The 22,029-nt window shown below is 71.8% G+C and carries 19 protein-coding genes and 1 tRNA gene; 11 read left to right on the forward strand and 9 right to left on the reverse strand.

What is annotated here, in order from left to right:
* Positions 1-79 precede the first annotated feature (79 nt).
* From PBV52_RS09020 to PBV52_RS09030, 3 genes are all read right to left on the reverse strand, one after another.
* Complete coding sequence (locus PBV52_RS09020; protein WP_274237766.1) at positions 80-889, reverse strand: chaplin; 810 nt, start codon at positions 887-889, stop codon at positions 80-82.
* Between the two features lie 146 nt (positions 890-1,035).
* On the reverse strand, positions 1,036-1,269 hold the full coding sequence (gene chpH, locus PBV52_RS09025) for a chaplin ChpH (RefSeq protein ID WP_274237767.1): 234 nt from the start codon (positions 1,267-1,269) through the stop codon (positions 1,036-1,038).
* Positions 1,270-1,426: 157 nt separating this feature from the next.
* On the reverse strand, positions 1,427-2,752 hold the full coding sequence (locus PBV52_RS09030) for a M20/M25/M40 family metallo-hydrolase (RefSeq protein ID WP_274237768.1): 1,326 nt from the start codon (positions 2,750-2,752) through the stop codon (positions 1,427-1,429).
* Between the two features lie 188 nt (positions 2,753-2,940).
* Between PBV52_RS09030 and PBV52_RS09035 the strand changes: the two genes are divergently transcribed.
* The 4 genes from PBV52_RS09035 to PBV52_RS09050 all read left to right on the forward strand — a co-directional run bounded on the left by PBV52_RS09035 (position 2,941) and on the right by PBV52_RS09050 (position 8,982).
* A tRNA-Leu gene (locus PBV52_RS09035) sits at positions 2,941-3,025 on the forward strand.
* Positions 3,026-3,294: 269 nt separating this feature from the next.
* Positions 3,295-7,173 (forward strand): Pls/PosA family non-ribosomal peptide synthetase, encoded by a 3,879-nt coding sequence (locus PBV52_RS09040; RefSeq protein WP_274237769.1) that lies wholly within the window; start codon positions 3,295-3,297, stop codon positions 7,171-7,173.
* A 77-nt stretch (positions 7,174-7,250) separates the two neighbouring features.
* Complete coding sequence (locus tag PBV52_RS09045) at positions 7,251-8,594, forward strand: M1 family metallopeptidase (protein ID WP_274237770.1); 1,344 nt, start codon at positions 7,251-7,253, stop codon at positions 8,592-8,594.
* 13 nt (positions 8,595-8,607) lie between these two features.
* Positions 8,608-8,982 (forward strand): YchJ family protein, encoded by a 375-nt coding sequence (locus PBV52_RS09050; protein WP_274237771.1) that lies wholly within the window; start codon positions 8,608-8,610, stop codon positions 8,980-8,982.
* A gap of 90 nt (positions 8,983-9,072) precedes the next feature.
* Here the strand turns inward: PBV52_RS09050 and PBV52_RS09055 are convergent, their stop codons facing one another.
* The gene (locus PBV52_RS09055) at positions 9,073-9,774 is read right to left on the reverse strand and encodes a FadR/GntR family transcriptional regulator (RefSeq protein ID WP_274237772.1); all 702 of its coding nucleotides are present in this window, start codon (positions 9,772-9,774) and stop codon (positions 9,073-9,075) included.
* Between the two features lie 143 nt (positions 9,775-9,917).
* On the opposite strand from PBV52_RS09055, the gene PBV52_RS09060 reads away from it, so the two are divergent.
* From PBV52_RS09060 to PBV52_RS09080, 5 genes are all read left to right on the forward strand, one after another.
* Positions 9,918-10,427 (forward strand): gluconokinase, encoded by a 510-nt coding sequence (locus PBV52_RS09060; protein WP_274237773.1) that lies wholly within the window; start codon positions 9,918-9,920, stop codon positions 10,425-10,427.
* Between the two features lie 98 nt (positions 10,428-10,525).
* Entirely contained in the window at positions 10,526-11,938 is a 1,413-nt protein-coding gene (locus PBV52_RS09065) for a GntP family permease (protein WP_274237774.1), read from the forward strand.
* A gap of 43 nt (positions 11,939-11,981) precedes the next feature.
* Complete coding sequence (locus PBV52_RS09070) at positions 11,982-12,743, forward strand: SDR family oxidoreductase (RefSeq protein ID WP_274237775.1); 762 nt, start codon at positions 11,982-11,984, stop codon at positions 12,741-12,743.
* Positions 12,744-12,757: 14 nt separating this feature from the next.
* Positions 12,758-13,783 carry an L-idonate 5-dehydrogenase gene (locus PBV52_RS09075; protein WP_274237776.1) on the forward strand — a complete coding sequence of 342 codons (1,026 nt, stop codon included), beginning with the start codon at positions 12,758-12,760 and terminating at the stop codon, positions 13,781-13,783.
* 170 nt (positions 13,784-13,953) lie between these two features.
* Positions 13,954-15,204, forward strand: a complete 1,251-nt coding sequence (locus PBV52_RS09080; RefSeq protein WP_274237777.1) for a hypothetical protein — start codon at positions 13,954-13,956, stop codon at positions 15,202-15,204.
* Here PBV52_RS09080 and PBV52_RS09085 read toward each other — a convergent pair.
* From PBV52_RS09085 to PBV52_RS09100, 4 genes are all read right to left on the reverse strand, one after another.
* Positions 15,115-15,738, reverse strand: coding sequence for a cytochrome b/b6 domain-containing protein (locus PBV52_RS09085; protein ID WP_274237778.1), 624 nt, complete (start codon positions 15,736-15,738; stop codon positions 15,115-15,117). The genes PBV52_RS09080 and PBV52_RS09085 overlap by 90 nt on opposite strands.
* Positions 15,722-16,468, reverse strand: coding sequence for a molybdopterin-dependent oxidoreductase (locus PBV52_RS09090; protein ID WP_274237779.1), 747 nt, complete (start codon positions 16,466-16,468; stop codon positions 15,722-15,724). The genes PBV52_RS09085 and PBV52_RS09090 overlap by 17 nt, the downstream gene beginning before the upstream one ends.
* Positions 16,469-16,590: 122 nt before the next feature.
* A complete protein-coding gene (locus PBV52_RS09095) occupies positions 16,591-18,138 on the reverse strand; it encodes an APC family permease (RefSeq protein WP_274237780.1) in 1,548 nt (515 codons plus the stop codon).
* Positions 18,139-18,406: 268 nt separating this feature from the next.
* A complete protein-coding gene (locus PBV52_RS09100; RefSeq protein ID WP_274237781.1) occupies positions 18,407-19,357 on the reverse strand; it encodes a hypothetical protein in 951 nt (316 codons plus the stop codon).
* Positions 19,358-19,660: 303 nt separating this feature from the next.
* Between PBV52_RS09100 and PBV52_RS09105 the strand changes: the two genes are divergently transcribed.
* Together PBV52_RS09105 and PBV52_RS09110 are read left to right on the forward strand one after the other, a co-directional pair.
* Complete coding sequence (locus PBV52_RS09105) at positions 19,661-20,557, forward strand: DMT family transporter (RefSeq protein WP_274237782.1); 897 nt, start codon at positions 19,661-19,663, stop codon at positions 20,555-20,557.
* A 91-nt stretch (positions 20,558-20,648) separates the two neighbouring features.
* A complete protein-coding gene (locus PBV52_RS09110) occupies positions 20,649-21,176 on the forward strand; it encodes an NUDIX hydrolase (protein ID WP_274237783.1) in 528 nt (175 codons plus the stop codon).
* A gap of 55 nt (positions 21,177-21,231) precedes the next feature.
* On the opposite strand, the gene PBV52_RS09115 is transcribed toward PBV52_RS09110, so the two are convergent.
* On the reverse strand, positions 21,232-22,002 hold the full coding sequence (locus PBV52_RS09115) for a hypothetical protein (protein WP_274237784.1): 771 nt from the start codon (positions 22,000-22,002) through the stop codon (positions 21,232-21,234).
* Between the last annotated feature and the right edge of the window lie 27 nt (positions 22,003-22,029).

Consider the following 22,029-nt stretch of genomic DNA (forward strand, 5'->3'; position numbering starts at 1 on the left):
CCCGCTGCGTTCACGCCGGACGGCTACGGACCAGTCGTGCCGGACGGCTACCGACTACTCGTGCCGGACGACTATTGGCCTACGCCGAGGCCCGTGCCTTGCGGTACAGCACCGAGCCCGCCAGCAGCGCCCCCGCGCCGACCGGCAGGACGAGGCCCATCGGCAGGTCGCTTCCGGTCTGGGCGAGCTCTGCGTCACCCTGGGGCTGGGTGACGGACTGGGCGCCCGGCTGGTTCCCGTGCGAGGAGCCACCGCCCGGCGTCTCGCCGCCCGTGCTGGGCGGCGTGCTCGGGGTGCCGGGGTGGGTGGGCTCGACCGGGTTCTGCGGGCTTCCGGGGTTTCCGGGGTTCTCCGGATTGCCGGGGTTACCGGGGTTGCCCGGCTGCTCCGGCGACCCGGGCGGGGTCTCGTGGCCGCCGCCCGGCGGGGTGTGGCCGGAGCCACCGCCGCCGTTGGTGCAGTCGTTGCCCTCGACGGAGTTACCGATGCCGATGACGTCGACGCTGTTGCCGCACACGTTGACCGGCACATCGACCGGCGCCTCGACGTGGTTGCCGGAACCGATGCCGGGCGAGTCACTGGCGTGCCCACCCGTCGACGCCCCTGAGCCGCCACCGGAGTCCCCGTGGCCGGCGGACGCGCCGCCCTGGTTGCTGCAGCTGTTGCCGCTCGCCGGATTGAGCAGCCCGACGACGTTGACCGTGTTGCCGCACACGTTGACCGGCGCGTGCACCGGCGCCTGCACCGTGTTGCCCGACAGCACGCCGGGCGAGTTCGTGCTGGTGCCGTCCGCACCCGAGCCGGTTGCGTGGGCGGCGCCGCCCGCGGCGGCGATGACGCCGGTCGCGGCCGCCATGGTCATCAGGCCCTTGCGGGTGACCTGTCGCATTTACTGATTACCTGCCTTCGACCTTGTTCCGAAAGGACGACGTCGGAAATTCGACCGACGTTCCGAAAGGCCGGTCGGCCCCGGAGCGCATGGCGTGCGCTCCGGGGCCGACGGGCTCAGCCCCATTCACGGGGCGAGGCACAACGTCACTTGTTGATGCAGGTGTTGCCGAAGGCAGGGTTCAGCAGACCGACCACGGAGACCGTGTTGCCGCAGACGTTCACGGGGACGTGAATCGGCGCCTGAACGACGTTGCCCGACAGGATGCCCGGGGAGTGCACCGCGGCACCCTGAGCACCGGCGTCGGCAACGGCCAGGCCCGCGCCCGCGAGAACCAGCCCACCAGTGGCAGCCGCAGCAGCGACGACCTTCTTGATCATTATTCCTCCTTGTTGGCAATGCGATCACAAGTAGCTGATCGCATCACCTGTAACGAGGAGGAACTAATAGGGCTACGACCTTATGAGCGTGTTCACTCCCCTCGGTCATATCCCGTACGCCTGGCCGAATAATGAAGTGTCGTTTCAGTGGGCCAATTCAGGACGCATCGATGAACCGGTCGAGCACCCGCACCCCGAACTTCAGCCCATCCACCGGCACCCGCTCGTCGACGCCGTGGAACATGCCCGCGAAGTCCAGCTCCGGCGGCAGCTTCAGCGGCGCGAAGCCGAAGCCCCGGATGCCCAGGTCGTCGAAGGACTTGGCGTCGGTGCCGCCGGAGAGCATGTAGGGGACGGCCTTCGCGGCCGGGTCCTCGGCGACCAGCGCGGACTGCATGGCGTCCACGAGCGCCCCGTCGAAGCTCGTCTCGACGGCCTTGTCGGCGTGCACGTCCTCGCGCTTGACCTTGGGCCCGAGGATCTTGTCGAGGTCGGCGAGGAACTCCTCCTCGAACCCGGGCAGGAACCGGCCGTCGACGTGCGCGGTGGCCTCGCCGGGGATGACGTTGACCTTGTAGCCCGCGCCGAGCTGCGTGGGGTTGGCCGTGTTGCTGAGGGTCGCGCCGATGAGCTTGGCGATGCCGCCGAGCTTGGCGAGGGTGCCCTCCATGTTCTCCGGGTCGAGCTCGGTGCCGAGCGCGTCACCGAGCTCGTCGAGGAAGGCCCGGGTCGTCTTGGTGACCCGCACCGGGAACTTGTGCCGGCCCAGCCGCGCGACCGCCTCCGACAGCTCGGTGATGGCGTTGTCCCGGTGGATCATCGAGCCGTGCCCGGCGGTGCCGGCGACGGTCAGCTTCATCCAGTGCATGCCCTTCTCGGCTGTCTGGATCAGATAGAGCCGCCGCTCCTCGCTCACCGTGAACGAGAACCCGCCCACCTCACTGATCGCCTCGGTGACGCCCTCGAAGAGGTCCGGGTGCTTGTCGACGAGGAACTTGGCGCCGAACTTGCCTCCCGCCTCCTCGTCGGCGAGGAACGCGAGCACGATGTCCCGCGGCGGCCTGCGCCCGCTGCGCAGCCGGTCGCGCACGACCGCCAGGGTCATCGCGTCCATGTCCTTCATGTCGACGGCCCCGCGCCCCCACACGCACCCGTCCGCGACCTCACCGGAGAAGGGGTGGTGGGTCCAGTCGTCCGCGTTGGCCGGTACGACGTCGGTGTGGCCGTGGATGAGCAGTGCGGGCCTGGAGGGGTCCTCGCCCTCGATGCGGGCCACCGTGGAGGCGCGCCCGGGGTGCGACTCGAAGATCTTCGGCTCGAGGCCCACCTCGGCGAGCTTCTCGGCCACGTACTCGGCCGCCTTGCGCTCACCGGGACCCGAGTGGTCGCCGTAGTTGCTGGTGTCGATCTGGATCAGCTCGCGGCAGAGGTCCACGACCTCGTCCTCGCCGGTGACGCCCCTGGCCGTGTCCGTCTCGCTCACGCTGCTTCCTCCCGCACTGTTGCCGCTGGTGGTCCCCCTCATCCTCCCCCTCCCTCCGGTTGCGCCCAAGACCGGCAGCGACCCGTCACACGCCGTTCACGCCACGACGGGGGGTGATCGGCCCCCTTCGAAAGCCTGGTAATGTTTCCTCTGTCGCCGCGGGGGAAACCCCGCACGACAGACACCTTGTCCGGGTGGCGGAATGGCAGACGCGCTAGCTTGAGGTGCTAGTGCCCTTTATCGGGCGTGGGGGTTCAAGTCCCCCCTCGGACACGCGAAATGGCGAAGGCCGTGACCACGAGGTCACGGCCTTCGGCCGTTGTGTGGGGGAAGTCTCGTCGGTCGAAGATCACCAGGTCAGCGCCTGTTCCGCCGGCGCCCCGCCGCCCCGAACGGCTGCTCCGAGTGGCGTATCGAAGTGCCCGAACCTAGCGTCGTACTAAAATTTCCGGCTTGTTACGGAGCTGGAGCCGGACAACCCCAGGCAGACCTGCGGGCCCGCCAGCGCCCCGGAGCTTCCGGGATCGAGACGCGAGGACCGGATGGCAGCCATACAGGAGAGCAGCGCTCTCGGCCTGCTCGGCGAAGAGATCGGTACAGAGCTCAGCGCGGAGATCCAGCAGCGGTTCGGTGACACGGCACGTTTCTCCGGGGGTCCGGCGGCCTCCCCGCGCACCCTCGTCGACGTTTTCGAGGCGTCCGTACGGTCCTATCCGGACGAGCCGGCCCTGGACGACGGCACGACCAGCCTCACCTATCGCGCGCTGGCCGTCGAGGTGCAGCGGCTGCGACGCCGACTCGCGGCCGCCGGGGTCGGGCTCGGTGACCGGGTGGGCGTGCGGGTGCCGTCCGGGACCAATGACCTCTACGTCGCGATCCTCGCCGTGCTCGCGGCCGGTGCCGCCTACGTCCCCGTGGACGCCGAGGACCCGGACGAGCGGGCCGAGTTGGTGTTCGGGGAGGCGGACGTACGGGCCGTCGTGGGGGCCGGGCACGAGCTGACCGTCCACTCGCACAGCGAGGTTCCGGCCGCCCGTCCCGGTGCCGAGCACGACGCGTGGATCATCTTCACCTCCGGCTCGACCGGGAAGCCGAAGGGTGTCGCCGTCTCCCACCGCAGTGCCGCCGCGTTCGTGGACGCCGAGGCCGCGCTGTTCCTGACCGAGGAGCCGATCGGGCCCGGGGACCGGGTCATGGCGGGGCTGTCGGTCGCCTTCGACGCCTCCTGCGAGGAGATGTGGCTGGCCTGGCGGTACGGGGCCTGTCTGGTGCCGGTGCCGCGCTCTCAGGTCAGGAGCGGTGCCGATCTCGGACCCTGGCTGGTCGAGCAGGAGATCACCGTCGTGTCGACGGTGCCGACGCTGGCCGCGCTCTGGGAGCCGGAGACCCTCAACGACGTACGTCTGCTGATCTTCGGCGGTGAGGCCTGTCCGCCCGAGCTGGCGCAGCGGCTGGTGACCGAGGGGCGCGAGGTGTGGAACACCTACGGGCCGACCGAGGCGACCGTCGTGGCCTGTGCCTCGCTGATGAGCGGGGAGGAGCCGATCCGGATCGGGCTGCCGCTGGACGGCTGGGAGCTGGCCGTCGTCAACGAGGCCGGGGAGCCGGTGCCGATGGGCTCCAGCGGGCAGCTGGTGATCGGCGGGGTCGGGCTGGCCCGGTATCTCGATGCCGAGAAGGACGCGGAGAAGTACGCGCCGCTTGAGTCCCTGGGGTGGGAGCGGGCGTACCGCAGCGGTGACCTCGTCAAGGCGGAGCCCGAGGGGCTGGTCTTCCTCGGGCGGGCCGACGAGCAGATCAAGCTCGGCGGGAGGCGGATCGAGCTCGGTGAGGTGGATGCCGCGTTGCAGGCGCTGCCGGGGGTGGCCGGTGCGGCTGCCGCCGTGCGGACCGCTCGCAGTGGTAATCAGCTGCTCGTCGGGTACGTCGTCACCCAGGACGGCTGGGATCACGCGGCCGCGGTGGAGAAGCTGCGGGCCGAACTGCCCGCCGCGCTCGTGCCGTTGCTCGCGCCGGTCGAGGAGCTGCCGACCCGGACCTCGGGCAAGGTGGACCGGGGCGCGCTGCCCTGGCCGCTGGAGGGGCTCGAAAGCGGTGGTCCGGCCGAGCAGCTCTACGGCACCGAGGCCTGGCTCGCCGAGCAGTGGGCCGAGGTGCTCGGCATCCCGGTCTCCGGCGCCCGCGACGACTTCTTCGCGATCGGCGGCAGCAGTCTGGCCGCCGCGCAGCTGACGACACGGCTGCGTACGCGCTATCCGAGCGCGGCCGTTCTGGACATCTACCAGCAGCCGGTGCTGCGCAAGCTGGCCCGGCGCCTGGAGGAGTCCGCGCAGGACGACGGGGCGCAACGCACGATCACCCCGGTGCCCGGGCGCGCGCAGGTGATCCAACTCCTGCTTCTCGTTCCGTTGTTCACGCTGCTCGGGCTGCGCTGGACGGTCGCGCTGGCCGCGCTCGGGAATCTGCTGCCCGCCTACGCGTGGCTGCCGACGGCCCCTTGGTGGCTCGTGGCGGTCGGAGCGGTCGTCCTGTTCAGTCCGCCGGGGCGGCTGGCGCTGGCCGCCGGTGGCGCGCGGCTGCTGCTCCGGAACGTGAAGCCCGGGCGGTACGCGCGCGGTGGCAGTGTGCATCTGCGGCTGTGGACCGCCGAGCGGCTGGCCGAGTTCAGCGGGGCGACCTCGCTGACCGGGGCGTGGCTGGAGCGGTACGCGCGGGCGCTGGGCGCGAAGGTCGGGCCCGACGTCGACCTGCACTCGCTGCCGCCGGTCACCGGGCTGCTCAAGCTGGGGCGGGGCGCGGCCGTCGAGTCCGAGGTGGATCTGTCCGGGCACTGGCTGGACGGGGACCGGCTGGAGATCGGCGCGGTGAAGGTGGGCGCGCATGCCGTCGTCGGCACGCGCAGCATGCTCTTCCCCGGTGCCCGGGTGGGCAAGCGGGCAGAGGTGGCGCCCGGTTCGGCGGTCACGGGGCAGGTTCCCACCGGTCAGCGCTGGGCGGGCGCGCCCGCGGTCAAGCTGGGCAAGGCCAAGCGCAACTGGCCCAAGGACCGGCCGCGACGCGGGACGTACTGGCGTGTCATGTACGGCATCACGGGCTTGGCGCTGACCGCGCTGCCGGTGCTGGCGGGCGCGGCCGCGTTCCTCGTGGCCCAGGTGTTCTTCACGCCGGACGCGCCCCTGACGGGCGCCGCGCTGGCCCTCGTCCCGGCGACGCTCGCCTTCGGGCTGGCGTACGCCGTGCTGCTCCTGATCGCCGTACGGCTGCTGAGTCTCGGTCTGCGCGAGGGCACGCACCCGACGCACAGCCGCGTCGGCTGGCAGGCCTGGACGGTCACGCAGCTGATGGACCGCTCGCGCGAGACGCTGTTCCCGCTGTACGCCGGGCTGGTCACGCCGGTGTGGCTGCGGCTGCTCGGGATGCGGATCGGGCGGGGCGCCGAGGTGTCGACCGTCCTGGCGCTGCCCAGTCTGACCACGGTCGGCGAGGGCGCGTTCCTGGCCGACGACACGCTGACCGCGCCGTACGAGCTCGGTGGCGGCTGGATGCGGATCGGGCGGGCGGAGATCGGGCGGCGGGCCTTCCTCGGGAACTCGGGAATGACCGCGCCCGGGCGGACCGTGCCGGACGGCGGGCTGGTCGGCGTGCTGTCGGCGACGCCGAAGAAGGCCAAGAAGGGCACGTCGTATCTGGGGCTGCCGCCGGTGAAGCTGCCGCGTGCCGCCGCCGACGGCGACCAGAGCCTGACGTACGATCCGCCGGCCCGGCTGCTGTGGGCGCGTGGGCTGGTGGAGCTGTGCCGGATCGTGCCGGTGTTCTGCTCGGCGTGGCTGGCGGTGCTGACGGTGGCGGCGCTGTGTGCGCTGGGGGTCTGGGCGCCGCTGCTGTCGGGGCTGGTGCTGCTCGGCGCCGGGGTCGTGGCGGGGCTCGTGTCCATCCTCGCGAAGTGGCTGCTCGTGGGGCGGCATCACAGCGGTGAGCATCCGCTGTGGTCCTCCTTCGTGTGGCGCAACGAGCTGGCGGACACCTTCGTGGAGGTGCTGGCCGTGCCGTGGCTGGCGGGTTCGGTTCCGGGTACGCCGGTGATGACGGCGTGGCTGCGCGGGCTCGGCGCGCGGATCGGCAAGGGCGTATGGGTGGAGAGCTACTGGCTGCCGGAGACGGATCTGGTGACGCTTGAGGACGCGGCCACCGTGAACCGGGGCTGTGTGCTGCAGACGCACCTCTTCCACGACCGGATCTTGCGGACGGATACTGTGGTCCTCCGTGAGGGCGCGACGCTGGGTCCTGGCGGGATCGTCCTGCCCGGCAGCGCGATCGGGGCCCGTACGACGCTGGGTCCCGCCTCGCTCGTCATGGCCGCGGAGTCCGTCCCCGACGACACCCGTTGGCTCGGCAATCCGATCGAGGCATGGCGTCCCTGATGCCGGCCCACTCGGAGCCGGAGAGCGGTGGGCCGGCGGGGAGTGGCAGCAGTACGGCGCAGGGAGCACAGACAGCAGTGGCAGTTCAGCAGACGGCGGGCGCGGACCCGTACTTCCCGGAGCACGGCGACCCCCGGTACCGGGTGCACCGGTACGAGCTCGCGCTGGACTACCGCCCAGGCCCGAACCGGCTCTCGGGGACGGCCCGGATCAACGCCATCGCGGGACGGGCACCGCTCGCCGAGTTCGTGCTGAACCTGGGCGACTTCAAGATCGGGCGGGTCCGGGTCGACGGACGGCAGCCGCACTACACGCACCGTGGCGGGCGGCTGCGCGTGCGCCCCGCCAAGCCGGTCCGCGCCGGGGCGGCCTTCACGGTCGAGGTGCACTGGTCGGGCAACCCCAAGCCGGTGAACAGCCCCTGGGGCGGCCTCGGTTGGGAGGAGCTGGAGGACGGGGCGCTGGTGGCGAGCCAGCCGATCGGGGCGCCGTCGTGGTACCCGTGCAACGACCGGCCCGCGGACAAGGCGTCGTACCAGATCTCGATCACGACGCCGTCGGCGTACGCGGTGGTGGCGGGCGGGCGGCTGCTGACCCGTACGACGAAGGCGTCCACGACCACCTGGGTGTACGAGCAGTCGGCGCCGACGTCCAGCTATCTGGTCGGGCTGTCGATCGGCAAGTACCAGACGGTGCTGCTGGGCGACCCGGGCCTGGGCGGGGTGCCGCAGCACGGGCACATCCCGGCGCACCTGCTCCCGGAGTTCTCCCGGGACTTCGCCCGCCAGCCCGCGATGATGGAGCTGTTCCAGGACCTGTTCGGGCCGTACCCCTTCGACGAGTACGCGGTCGTCGTGACCGAGGAGGAACTCGATGTCCCCGTCGAGGCACAGGGGTTGTCGCTGTTCGGCGCCAACCATGTGGACGGGGCGCGGGGTTCGGAGCGGCTGGTCGCGCACGAGCTGGCACATCAGTGGTTCGGCAACAGCGTGTCCATCGCCAACTGGCGGCACATCTGGCTGAACGAGGGGTTCGCGAAGTACGCGGAGTGGCTGTGGTCGGAGCGGTCGGGCGGCCGTACGGCGCAGCAACTCGCCACTGCTGCACACCGGTTGCTGTCGACGCTGCCGCAGGATCTGCGGCTGGCGGATCCCGGGCGCAAGTCGATGTTCGACGACCGGCTCTACGAACGCGGCGGTCTCGCTCTGCACGCGGTGCGGTGCGCGCTGGGCGACATCGCCTTCTTCCGCATGCTGCGCACCTGGGGGCAACTGCACCGGGGCGGCACGGTGACGACGGCCGCCCTCACCTCGCACGTGGCCCGCTTCGCGACCGAGCCGGTGGAGGAGCTGTTCGAGGCGTGGGTGTACGGGGCGGCGCTGCCGCCGCTGCCCGGGGCCCCGACGCGGGCGGCGGGCTAGCACAATGGCGGGCATGACCTCGCGTTCCTGCCCCTGCGGGCTGCCCAAGGCGTACGACGACTGCTGCGGCCGGTATCACTCCGGAACGGCTGCCGCGCCCACCGCCGAGGCGCTGATGCGGTCGCGGTACAGCGCGTTCGTGAAGGGCGACGAGGCGTATCTTCTGCGTACCTGGCACCCCCGGACCCGGCCGCCGCGGCTCGACCTCGATCCGCGGATGCGGTGGACGGGGCTGGAGATCCTCGCGGCGGGAGACGGCACGGCGTTCCACACGACCGGCACCGTGGAGTTCCGGGCGTCCTACCGGGGCGGGTCGCTGCATGAGCGGAGCCGGTTCGAGCGGGTGGGCGGGGCCTGGGTGTACGTGGACGGGGACTTCCCCCAGTGATGGCCTAGGCGGGGTCCCTACGTGACGTACACGGCCGCCCCCGGCTCCAGCCAGTGGTCCGCTCGATGTCCAGTCGTCGGCCTGCCTCGCTCATGGCGCCAGGATGTCCAGCTCCTGGAGGGCGCCGACCGTGATCTCGCGGGTCAGGTGCTCCGCGCGCACCGCGTCGCCGGCCCGGACCGCCTCCGCGACCTGGACGTGCAGGGTGACCGCGGCCGGGTCGGGGTCCTCGAACATGACCTCGTGGTGAGTGCGGCCCGCGAGGACCTCGGCGACCACGTCGCCCAGGCGGGCGAACATCTCGTTGCCGGAGGCGTTGAGGATGACTCGGTGGAAGGCGACGTCGTGGATGAGGTAGCCCTCCAGCTGGTGGCCTCGTGAGTGGGCGACCATGCCGAGGGCGCACTCGGTGAGTGCGGCGCACTGGTCGGCGGTGGCGTACTTGGCCGCCAGGCCTGCCGCGACCGGCTCGATCGCCGAGCGCAGGACCGTGAGTGAGCGCAGCTGCTGGGGGCGGTCGGCGCCGGCCAGGCGCCAGCGGATGACCTGCGGGTCGTAGACGTTCCACTCGGCCTTGGGAAGGACCGTCACGCCGACGCGGCGGCGTGACTCCACCAGGTGCATGGACTCCAGGACGCGGACCGCCTCCCGCATCACCGAGCGCGACACGTCGAAGCGCTGGGCCAGCTCGTCCGTGCGCAGGACACTGCCCGGCGGGTACTCGCCCGCGGCGATCGCGGGGCCGAGGGTTTCCAGTACATGGCCGTGCAGCCCCCGGCCCGGTGTGCTCATGCACTCAGCGTACGGGGCAGATCACGGAATCAAAAAGTCAGACTTATTTGTCACAGGCTCTTGAATTCGTCGTACCTAATGGGTTTCAGTGTGGCCGACGTCGGATGTCGACGTCGGATGTCGAGGAAGACAGCGAGGCAGTGATGCGTACCCCCCACGTCGTCGTGGTGATGGGCGTCGCCGGCACGGGCAAGACCACGATCGGTCCTTCGCTCGCCGCCCGGCTCGGCGTCCCGTATGCCGAGGGCGACGACTTCCACCCGCAGGCCAACATCGCCAAGATGTCGGCCGGTACCCCGCTCGACGACGCGGACAGGTGGCCGTGGCTGGACGCCATCGGCGCCTGGGCGCACGGGCGGGCCGGGCTCGGTGGGGTGGTCAGCTGCTCGGCGCTGAAGCGGTCGTACCGTGACCGGCTCAGGGCCGCCGCGCCCGGGGTGGTGTTCGTGCACCTCACGGGCGACCGGGAGGTCATCGAGGACCGGATGGCGCATCGGCAGGGCCACTTCATGCCGACCGCGCTGCTCGACTCCCAGTTCGCCACGCTCCAGCCGCTCCAGGCCGACGAGGCCGGAGTCGCCGTGGACGTCGCCGGGAGCCCCGAGGAGATCACCGAGCGAGCCGTCAAGGCGCTGAGCGAACTTCCCGACTGACACCGGCAACGCCGGTAGCCCCCACCGGTGGCACCACCGGCAAGCGCCGGTAACACCCCCCACGCGTCCCCCATCCCCGTACCTGCAAGGGAACCCCCGTGACCAGACTCAGCGTCGAGATGCTGGCAGCGGACACCGTCGAGCCCATCACCTCGGCCGGCCACGCTCAGCTGGGCATCGCCGTCCTGGCGGGCATCGCCGTCATCGTCCTGCTCATCACCCAGTTCAAGCTCCACGCGTTCCTGTCGCTGACCCTCGGAACGCTCGTGCTCGGCGCGATCGCCGGGGCGCCGCTCGACAAGGCCATCGCCAGCTTCACCACCGGCCTCGGCACCACGGTCGCCGGTGTCGGCGTACTGATCGCGCTCGGCGCGATTCTCGGCAAGATGCTCGCCGACTCCGGCGGCGCCGACCAGATCGTCGACACGATCCTCGCCAAGGCGGGCGGCCGTTCGATGCCGTGGGCGATGGTGCTGATCGCCTCCGTGATCGGCCTGCCGCTGTTCTTCGAGGTCGGCGTCGTACTGCTGATCCCGGTCGTGCTGATGGTCGCCAAGCGCGGCAACTACTCGCTGATGCGCATCGGCATCCCCGCCCTCGCCGGCCTGTCCGTGATGCACGGCCTGGTCCCGCCGCACCCCGGCCCGCTGGTCGCGATCGACGCGGTCGGCGCCGACCTCGGTGTCACGCTGGCGCTCGGCGTCCTCGTCGCCATACCGACCGTGATCATCGCCGGTCCGCTGTTCTCGCGCTACGCCGCCCGCTGGGTGGACGTCCCGGCCCCGGACCGGATGATCCCGCAGCGTCCCTCCGAGGAATCCGACGAACTGGGCAAGCGCAAGCTCCCCGGCTTCGGGCCCACGCTGATCACGATCCTCCTCCCGGTCGTCCTGATGCTCTCCAAGGCGCTGGTCGACATCGTGATCGACGACCCGGCCAACACCGTCCAGCGTGTCTTCGACGTCATCGGCTCCCCGATGATCGCGCTGCTCGCCGCCGTGCTCCTGGGCATCTTCACGCTGCTCGCGCCCGCCGGGTTCGGCAAGGAGCGCATCTCTCCGCTGGTCGAGAAGGGTCTCGCACCCATCGCGGGCATCCTGCTCATCGTCGGTGCGGGCGGCGGCTTCAAGCAGACGCTGATCGACACCGGTGTGGGCCAGATGGTCCTGGACATCTCCGAGGACTGGTCGATCCCGGCACTGCTGCTGGCCTGGCTGATCGCGGTGGCCATCCGCCTCGCGACGGGTTCGGCGACGGTGGCGACGGTCTCGGCGGCCGGCCTGGTCGCCCCGCTCGCGGCCGACATGTCGACGACCCACGCGGCCCTGCTGGTCCTGGCGATCGGCGCCGGCTCGCTCTTCTTCAGCCATGTCAACGACGCCGGATTCTGGCTGGTGAAGGAGTACTTCGGCCTGAACGTCGGACAGACCATCAAGACCTGGTCCGTCATGGAGACGATCATCTCGGTCGTCGCCGGTGGCGTGGTCCTGCTGTTGTCCTTGGTCATCTAGCGGTCATCCAGCGCCTTTTCAGTACGACTTCAGGAGTACGACGATGACGGCTCACCCCCTCTTCGACATCGGCGGCCGCACGGCCCTGGTCACCGGCTCCAGCCGGGGCATCGGCCTCGCGCTCGCCCGCGGTCTGGCTCAGGCCGGCTGCACGGTGGTCCTCAACGGGCGGGACGGCGAACGCCTCACCAAGGCCGCCGCCGAACTGCCCGGCGACGTCCACACGGCCGCGTTCGACGTGACCGACGGCCCGTCGGTGGCCGCCGGGATCGCGGACGTCGAGGAGCGGGTGGGCCCGCTCGACATCCTGGTCAACAACGCGGGCATGCAACTGCGCGCGCCCTTGCTGGAGTTCACTGACTCCGACTGGCACCGGATCTTGAACACCAACCTCACCAGCGCGTTCCTGGTCGGCCGGGAGGCCGCCCGGCGGATGACGGAACGCGGCCACGGAAAGATCATCAACATCTGCTCGCTGCAGAGCGAGGTCGTCCGCCCCGGCATCGCCCCCTACGCCGCCACCAAGGGCGCGCTGAAGATGCTCACCAAGGGCATGTGCGCGGACTGGGGCCCGCACGGCGTCCAGGTCAACGGCCTGGGCCCCGGCTACATCGAGACCGAGCTCACCCAACCTCTCGTCGAGGACGAGGAGTTCAGCGCCTGGGTGCGGCGACGCACCCCGGCCGGGCGCTGGGGGCGTACCGAGGACCTGGTGGGCGGGGTGCTGTTCCTCGCCTCTCCCGCCGCGGACTTCGTCAGCGGTCAGGTGCTGTACGTCGACGGCGGCATGACGAGCGTGCTGTGAAGGAGGCTTCGGGGATGCTCGGTTGCGTGATCCACGGGCAGGACGACCTGCGGGTCGAGGAGCTGCCGGTGCCGGTTCCCGGCCCGGGACAGGCGCTGGTGGCCGTGCGGTACGGCGGGGTCTGCGGCTCCGACCTGCACTACTGGCGGCACGGCGGGGTCGGCGACTTCCGGCTCAGGGAGCCGATGGTGCTCGGGCACGAGGTGGTAGGGACGGTCGTCTCGTACGGTGACGGGGCATCAGGTCCGGTCGCCGGTACGGCCGTCGCGGTCCACCCGGCCACCCCCTGCTCGGTCTGCCCCGAGTGCGCGGACGGGCGGCGCAACGTCTGCCGGGACACCCGCTACCTCGGCAGCGCGGCACGCTTCCCGCATGTGCAGGGCGGGTTTGTGGCCCAAGTGGTCGTGCCCGCCGACCAGTTGAGGGCCCTCCCGGCCGGGCTCGACCTGCGGCGGGCGGCGCTCGCCGAGCCGCTGTCCGTCGCACTGCACGCGGTGCGGCGGGCCGGAGAGGTGGCCGGGAGGCATGTCCTGGTCACCGGTGCCGGGCCCATCGGGTGTCTGGTGGTCGCGGCGGCGAAGGCAGCCGGGGCGGCGCACGTGACGGTGACGGACCTGCTGCCGACGGCGCTGGAGTACGCGCGGATCGCCGGCGCCGACAGCCTCGTACGGGCCGATGATCCCGGCGATGCCGGGTGGCCTTCCGAGGTGGACGTGGCGATCGAGGCGTCGGGGGTCGCCGCGGGGCTGGACGCGTGCCTGCGGCTGGTGCGGCGCGGGGGTGCCGTGGTGCAGCTCGGGATGCTGCCGCCGGGACTGAGTCCGTTCGCGGGGAACCTCGTCGTGAGCCGGGAGATCGAGCTGCGGGGGGCGTTCCGCTTCGACGGGGAGTTCGACGCGGCACTGGAACTGCTCGCCGCCGAGCCCTCGTTCGACGGGCTGGTCAGCGCGGTGGTGCCGGTGCGGGAGGCCGAGTCGGCGTTCGCGCTCGCCGCGGACCGGAGCCGGTCGTGCAAGGTGCTGCTGGACTTCGGGGGCTGAACAGCCGGGGTCGCGCAGGGGTTCCGCTTCGTGGGATCGCCATGTCCCAGTGCCTGAACTCACTCTGGCGATCGCATGAAGCGGCTTCCCCAAGGGCGCCCTCGGCCCGATGATGAGGTGACCCTTGGCGGCTGCCGCAGCCGTCGGGGGCGGGAACATCGGGGGGCGTCATGGCGGTTTCCCTCGGGATGCGTATCTCGGGGCTGCTCGTTGCGGGGGCGGTGGCGGTCGCCGCCGCGGCCTTCACGAGTGACGGGGGTGTCACTGCGGACGGCAGGGGCGGCGGGGGCACGATCGTCACCGCCGAGCCCTCCGACGGCACGCGGAGGCTGCCGGCCGGTGCGCCGGGCAGTTCCCCGCCTCCGGTACGGCAGTCACCGGACGGCCACTTCGCAGTGCCCGCGGCCACCGGCACGCCCCGCGCCTCCCAGGGCGGAGCGGTGAGCGAGAGTCCGAGCCCCTCCTCCCCCAGCCCCTCCATGAGCGAGAAGCTCCTAGAGGTCCCCGCCTGGCTCCCGCCCGGCCCCGACTCACCGGACATCGACGGCACGCCGGACCCGGCGAGCGTGTACGACCTGCTCCGCTCCCCCACCGAGTGCCGGACCGCGCTGAATGTGATCCCCCGGACGCCGGCCGACGCGGAGTGGACGCTGCTGCGCGGGCTGGCCTCCGCCTGTCTGGCCGTGCAGGGCCAGGGCGGCAGCTGGGGGCAGGCGGTTCGGGACCATGCCGCTCCGGCGGACAAGGCCGACACCTGCAAGGGCCGTGCCGCGTACGCCGTCCTGGGCTCCCTGCTCGACTTCCATCGGCGCCATCCCGGCGACATCGTGCGGTTGAAGCCCTCGCCGAGCGGTACTCCCGCGGCGTGCGGCTACCGGATCGCCGGGGTGGACACGGGCGGTGATGCCGAGGCGCGGCCCGGCAACACGATCGGGATCGAGCTGGCGGGCACCTACTTCGACCCCGCCGAACTGCCGCGGGACACGACCGTGGTCGTCGGGGGCCGGCAGGTACCCGAAGTGCCCGTCCTGACGTCGGAGTCGGGCGACCGGCTGGTGCTGTCCGTCGTCGTACCGGTCCTGGAGCCGGGCCCGGTCGACGTGGCCGTCCGGCACGCGGGCACCGAGGTACGCCTGCCGGCCGCCTTCACCGTCCCCGCTCCCGACGTGGACCCCGAACCGAGCGTGGGCACGGAGCCGGGCCCGGGCGCTTCCGCCGCCCTGGCCACAGGGACCTCCGGCGGATCGGAGCCGCTGCTCAGCGCGTCGGTGCCGTCCCCCGGCGATCCTGCGGAGCTCCTCCCCGCACCACCGCCCCCGGCGCTCACCGCCTCACGGACGCCACAGCGGGTGCTCCCGCTCGGCCCACTCCCGGCTCACCGAGCCGGTCCGCATGCCCCGGCGGGCCTCCGGATCCCCTAGTGCCATGCCGATGTGGCCGGCGAGGACGATGCCGATGGTCAGGGCCAGCCAGTCGTGGACGAACGTCGCGCTGGTGCGCCACACCAGGGGCGTGAGGTGGGTGAACCACATCATCAGACCGGTGCCGAGCATCACCAGCGTCGCCCCGGCGATCCAGGCCGCATAGATCTTCTGCCCGGCGTTGAACTTGCCCGCAGGACGGGACGCGGCCCGCTTGTCACGGCGGAACGCGGCGCGCAGCCACACGCGGTCGTGCGAGCCGAAGCGGTTGAGGAAGCCCAGGTCGGCGCGGAACGCACGGGAGGCGAGGCCGGCCAGGACCGGCACGGGCAGGGCGAGGCCGGCCCACTCGTGGATGCGGACCACCAGCTCGCGGCGCCCGACGAGTTCGGCGAGCTGCGGAACGTACAGGCAGGCCGCGGTCACCACGCACACGCCCATCAGCGCGGCCGTCGTGCGGTGCACCCAGCGCTCGGCCCGGCTGAAGCGCCGGACGCCGGTGGACCGGCCGGGTGCGTCAACTCGTAGGCTCATCGTCGCGTCCGTTCGAGCGGCCGACCCAGGCGTCGACGTCGTAGCCCCGTTCCTCCCAGTAGCCCGGCTTCACGTCCTTGGTGACGGTGATGCCGGAGAGCCACTTGGCGGACTTGTAGAAGTACATGGGGGCCACATAGAGGCGGACCGGGCCGCCGTGGCTGTGGCCCAGGTCCTTGTCCTGCATGCGCAGGGCGACCAGGACGTCCGCGCGGCGGGCCTGGTCGAGGGTGAGGCTCTCGGTGTAGGTGCCGTCGAAGCAGGTGAAGCGCACCGCCCCGCCCTCCTGGCGCACTCCCGCGGCGTCGAGCAGCCGGGACAGGCGTACGCCTTCGAAGGGTGTGCCGGGGACCCGCCAGCCGGTGACGCACTGGACGTCGCGCACCATCCGGGTCTGCGGCAGGGCGCGCAGGTCGGCGAGCGTGTAGGTGCGGGGGTGGTCGACCAGGCCGTCGACCGTGAGGCGGTAACTGGTCGCGTTCTTGTGGGGTACGGAGGAGGCGACCGAGTAGTAGCGGAAGCCGCCGCCGTTGGGGAGCAGGCCCGTCAGGCCGGTCGGGTCCTTGTCGGAGGCGCCCGCGAGGAAGGACTCCAGGCCGCGCTGCAGGGTCGGCGCGGTGACCACGCCGAGGGTGCCCAGGCCGAGGGTGCCGAGGAAGACGCGGCGGCCGACGGGCTTGCCCTTCTGCTCGCCCTTCGCTTCGGAGGCTTCGGGCTGTTCGGGATTCACCTGTCCATTCGAACACCCGCGACCCGGGCGGGACCAGGAATCGCGGGTGCTCGTCAGGGTTCCGTAATCACTTCTTACGGGATTCTCAGAGTGGCGGCCCTCTGCTACGACGGCTCCGTCTGCTACGACGCCTCCGTCGCCGCCTTCTCCAGCTGGAACGCCTCGTTGCCGAGCCCGATGCGGGCGTGCTTCTCGGGGGCGCGGGAGCGCAGGAGCAGGCCCTGGACCAGGCCGACGGCCAGGGCGAGGGCGATGACGGCGGGAAGCGCCCAGCTCAGGGACGAACCCGGGCCCGCCCCGATCAGGACGTCGAAGTCCTTGACGGTGTAGACGACGATGAAGGCCAGCGCGAGGACGGCGAGCGCGGAGGCGGCCAGCCGCCAGAACTGGGCGGCGACGGCGCCCCGGCGGACGAAGAAGACGATGACCGAGACCGAGGCGGCGGCCATCAGTGCGGCGACGCCCAGCGCGCCGAGGCTGCCCATCCAGGTGAACAGGTGCAGGACCGGGGCGGTCGGGTCGCCGGCCGGCTTGTCGTCGGTGAACGCGAAGACGGCGACGACCACGAGTGAGATCACGGTCTGCAGCAGCGAACCCGTGCCCGGGGCGCCGCTCGCGCCGCTGGTGCGGCCGAAGCCGGCGGGCAGCAGTCCCTCGCGGCCCATGGCGAAGGCGTAACGGGCGACGACGTTGTGGAAGCTGAGCATCGCCGCGAACATGCCGGTCACGAACAGCACGTGCAGGGTGTCGGTGAAGCCGGTGCCGAGCAGGTCCTCGGTGAGGAAGAACAGCAGCCCGGCGCTCTGCTCCTGCGCGGTGCCGACGATCGCCGAGGGGCCGGCGGCGACGGTGTACGCCCAGCAGCTGATCGTGTAGAACACCGCGATACCGCCGATGGCCAGGAACATCACGCGGGGCACGAGGACGTGCGGGCGGCTGGTCTCCTCGGCGTAGACGGGGGCCTGCTCGAAGCCGAGGAAGGCGGCGACGCAGAAGCACAGGGCGGTGCCGATGCCCGCGCCGGTGAGGGTGTCCGGGTTGAAGGCGTGCAGCGACAGGCCCTCCTTGCCGGGGTCGGCGAGCGCGGCGACGTCGAAGATGACCACGAGGGCGACCTCGATGATCAGCAGAACGCCGAGCACGCGCGCGTTGAGGTCGATCTTCAGCCAGCTGAGTGCGCCGACGAGGAGTACGGCCACCAGCGCCGGTATCCACCAGGCGACCTCGGTGTCGAGGTAGGTGGCGCACAGCCCGGAGACCTCGAACCCGAAGATGCCGTAGATGCCGACCTGGAGCGCGCTGTAGGCGACGAGCGCGACCATCGCGGCACCGGCGCCGGCGGTGCCGCCGAGGCCGCGGGAGATGTACGCGTAGAAGGCACCGGCGTTGTGGACGTGCCGGCTCATCTCGGCGTACCCGACGCTGAACAGGGCGAGCACGAGGCCGAGGATCACGAAGAGCAGCGGCTGCCCGAGGACGCCCATCACCCCGAAGGTCGTGGGCATGACACCCGCGACCACCATGAGGGGTGCCGTTGCGGCGAGCACGGACAGCAGCAGGCCCGTCGTACCCAGCCGGTCGGCGCGCAGGGCTCGGTCCTGCCCCTTGAACGTACTGATGCCGCCGCCGTCCGCGGTGGCCCTGCTCGTGCTGGAACTGCCCGTCGTCATCGCAATGACCGTCCTTTGTCGGGTCGGGGGTGGGGGGCGTGTGTGGTCGGGGGTGGGCGCTGGGTGCCTGCTCGGGGCGGGTGCTGGGTGCGGGTCGGGGGCGGGCGCTGGGGGTGCGGGTCGGGGGCGGAAGCGCTGCGTGTGTGGTCGGGGCGGGGGCACTGGCGTCCGGTCGGGGGTCGGCGGCGCTGGGTGCGGGTCAGGGTCGGCGACGCTGGGTGTGTGGTCGGGTCGGGGGCGTTGGGGCGGGTGGACGGGGGCCGTGTGGTTACGACGTGCCGAGTGCAGTGGCGCGGGCGGCGCGGAAGGCGGGATACGGATCGAGGTCCGGGTACGACCAGGGCGACGGGGTGGCGTGCTCACCGATGCGGTGGAACAGGGCGGCCGCCTCGGCGCTGCGGCCCTCGCGGACCTTGGCGTGGGCGAGGAAGTTCAGGTCGATGAGGCGGCGCGGGTGACCCTCCTGCTCCCACTCCAGCCACCAGTCGAAGGCGGCCCGCATCACCTGCCGGGCCCGGCGGCCGGTCCAGTGCCCGGAGGCGGCCGTGTCGCGGGGCTGGTGGCCCGCCGCGGCGAGGACGCGGTAGCGCTCGGTGTGGGCGATGACCGGGAGGATGGCGAGCGGGGAGTCGGCGGGGGCCCGCTCGGCGGCGTCGTTGGCGAAGTCGTAGACCTCGTGGAGCGGGTCGGGACCGGCGCCGGGGTGGCGCTCGGCGAGCCGGGCGACCATCAGGTGATGGGCGTGGTGGTGGTCGGCGTACCGGGCACGGACCTCGGCGAAGAGGCGCCGCACCTCCTCCTCGGCGCCCAGGGCGCTCTCCAGCATCAGCAGGCCGAGCCAGGGCGTGGGGTCGGCGGGCGTGAGCGCGGCGGCGGCGTGGCAGGACTCGCGGGCGCGGACCGGCTTCTCCTTGCCGCGCAGGGTGCGCCGGACCAGGGCGAGGGCGAGCAGGACGGCGGCGTCGGCGGAGTCGGGTTCGGCGAGCAGCCAGTCACGGACCCAAGGGGCGCAGTACGGCTCCTGGGCGAGGACGGTGACGCGGTGCCCTCTGCGGTCCCAGTCGTCGCCGGTCCGGGTGAGCAGTGAGCGGGCCGTCTGCCACCTGCCCTGGGCCAATGCGGTGCGGGCCGCGGCGAGCTCGGCGTCGTCGAGGGCCGCGTCGAAGGTGTGGGCTGCGCGCTTTCGGCCGCGGCCGAGGGGTGGCGGAGGTGGGGACACCGTTTTGAGTTCTGTAGGGGGGAAGTGTGGACAGTCATCAACCGATCACTCACAGCAAATCCGCAGCCAACGCTTCGCGTCAAGGGCCGCTGCCGCGTTACACGCGTCAACTTCTGTTACTGGTGGGATAGTTGTGACACCACCCCCGCCCGTAATGCCCGATTTGTTCGGAGTATGTGAAGTACGTCATGGCGTCGCCGTCGTCGGCATCGGAGGATTGCGGGAACGCGCATGCCGGGCTCGGGGCCGCTACAGTCGGCCCTTACGCATCCCGTCCGCCCGGCAGGATTCGAGGTACGCAGCGTGTCGCTTCAGATTCTGATACTCGCCGTGAGTGCTGCATGCTGCCTGGGCTTCGGCTTCGTACTGCAGCAGAACGCGGCCCAGAAGGCGCCACTGAGCGACTTCCTCTCCCCCCGGATCCTGCTCGACCTGATGAAGGTGCCGCGCTGGCTGGGCGGCATCGGGCTCATGGTGGTCGGCATGGCGCTCGGCGCGATGGCACTGGGCCAGGGCGAGATCTCCCTGGTGGAGCCGCTGCTGGCGACGAACCTGCTGTTCGCGCTCATGCTCTCCCGCCGCCAGACCAAGCAGCCACTGGGCCGCCAGGGCTGGGCGGGCCTCGCCCTGCTCGCGGGCGGTGTGACGGCGTTCATCGTCGCCGGCCAGCCGCACGGCGGAACGGCGCCCAGCGATCCCTTCCGGCAGTGGCTGATCATCGGCGTCATGGTCGGGGTGGCCCTGCTGCTCACGGCGTACGCCAAGCGCTCGCGGCTCAGCTCGGGTCCGGCGCTGCTGGCGACGGCCGCCGGTCTGCTGTACGGCGTGCAGGACGCGCTGACGCGGGTGACCGGCCAGCGTTTCGCCGAGGGCGGCATGGCGGAGGTCCTGACCGGCTGGCAGCCGTACGCCGTGGTGGCGCTCGGCCTCACCGGGCTGATCCTGGTCCAGAGCGCGTTCGAGACGGCGTCGCTGCGCATGTCCCTGCCCGCCCTGACCGCGGCCCAGCCCCTGGCCGGCATCGCCTGCGGCGTCGGCTTCCTCGGCGACCGGCTCCGCACCGACGCGGGTGCGCTGGCGTGGGAGGCGGCCGGACTCACGGGCATCGTGGTGGGCATCATCCTGCTCGGCATGCACCCGGCGATGCCGTGCGGGACGAAGCAGCCGCAACGGACGCCGGCACTGCAGACCGCGGGGTGACGGCGGCGCCGGGGCGGGGCCTCCCCCCGACCGGCCGGATGGCCCCCTGCTGGATGGCCCCTGTCGCACGGCCCCCTGCTTGGATGGGCCCATGAGCGCTGCTGACGAGATTCTCGACATCGTCGACGAGCACGACCAGGTCATCGGGCAGTCCCCCCGCGGCGAGGCCTACGCCAAGGGGCTGCGCCATCGCGCCGTCTTCATCGAGGCCCGGGACGCGCAGGGCCGCCTCTTCGTGCACCGCCGTACGCCCACCAAGCTGGTCTTCCCCTCGCGGTACGACATGTTCGTCGGCGGAGTGGTCGGCGCGGGTGAGTCCTACGACGTTGCCGCCCTGCGCGAGGCCGAGGAGGAACTCGGCGTGCGCGGCCTTCCCCGACCGGCGTTCCTGTTCAAGTTCCTGTACGACGACGGCGCCGGGCAGACCTGGTGGTCGGCGGTGTACGAGGTGCGCTGCGAGCTGCCCGTGAGCCCGCAGGTGGAGGAGGTCGCCTGGCACGACTTCCTGCCCGAGGCCGAGGTGGAGCGACGGCTGACGGAGTGGGCGTGGGTGCCGGACGGGCTGGCGGCCTACGAGCGCCTCAGGGCCCACCGGGCGGGCGGCGGAGCGACCGGCTGATCGACGGCGAAGCGATCTGCTGACCGCGCAGGCCTGCGCGACCGGCTGATCGCGGCTAACCCGCCCTCGGACCCCCCGCAAGCGCATCGGCAAGAGCCCGCTCCTGGTCGGCGGTGATGCCCGAACCGAGCGGAACGGTGCGCGGGTTGTACCGCCCGTCGCACAGGGGCAGCGGACGGGGCTCGGCCGCGGTGCCGCTGAGCGGGCTGCGGCCCTGCGTCGTCCAGGTGGGCCCGTCCCAGAAGTCGTGGTCCAGGAGCCGCTCCGCCACGTCCGGCGCCGCCTTGGCGGGCACCCCCACCGCCCTGAGCGCACCGGATATCCGGTCCACCGCCTCCGCCTCGGGCACGTCCGCGTCGCCGAAGGCCGGCAGCAGCAGGAGCAGCCGCAGGCCGGGATCCACGACGCCCTGCGCACCGGCCGGAGCGGACTCGGCGACGGCGACCAGCTCGGGCCAGGACAGTCCCGGCCCGCTGTAGTGGCCTTCGATCGACGCCAGGTAGGCGTGGCGGTCCCAGTCGGGGTGGGCGATCAGGTAGTCCGTGCCGGAGTCGTCCGGGAAGTTGCGGTGGACGATCCACAGCATGTGCCCGCCCGCCATGGGTATGCGGAACGCGGGCCAGACCTCCTGCGCCCCGTACAGCACCGCGGCCGCCTCGTCGACGTCCGCCGAGTCGGCACCGAAAATCTCGGGTTCGTCCGCGAACTCGTCCCAGACCGGGGCGTAGAACGCCGGCCAGAAGCCGGGCAGGCCGAGCAGCTGCTCGGCGGGGGCGATGCCGTGTCCGGGCATCGCGTACCCGGCCAGTGACATGGGAGCATCCATGGCCCGAACCGTAGCGGGCGGCACTGA

Origin of the sequence: Streptomyces sp. T12 (genome assembly GCF_028736035.1) — a bacterium.
In the GTDB taxonomy this organism is placed as follows: Bacteria; Actinomycetota; Actinomycetes; order Streptomycetales; family Streptomycetaceae; genus Streptomyces.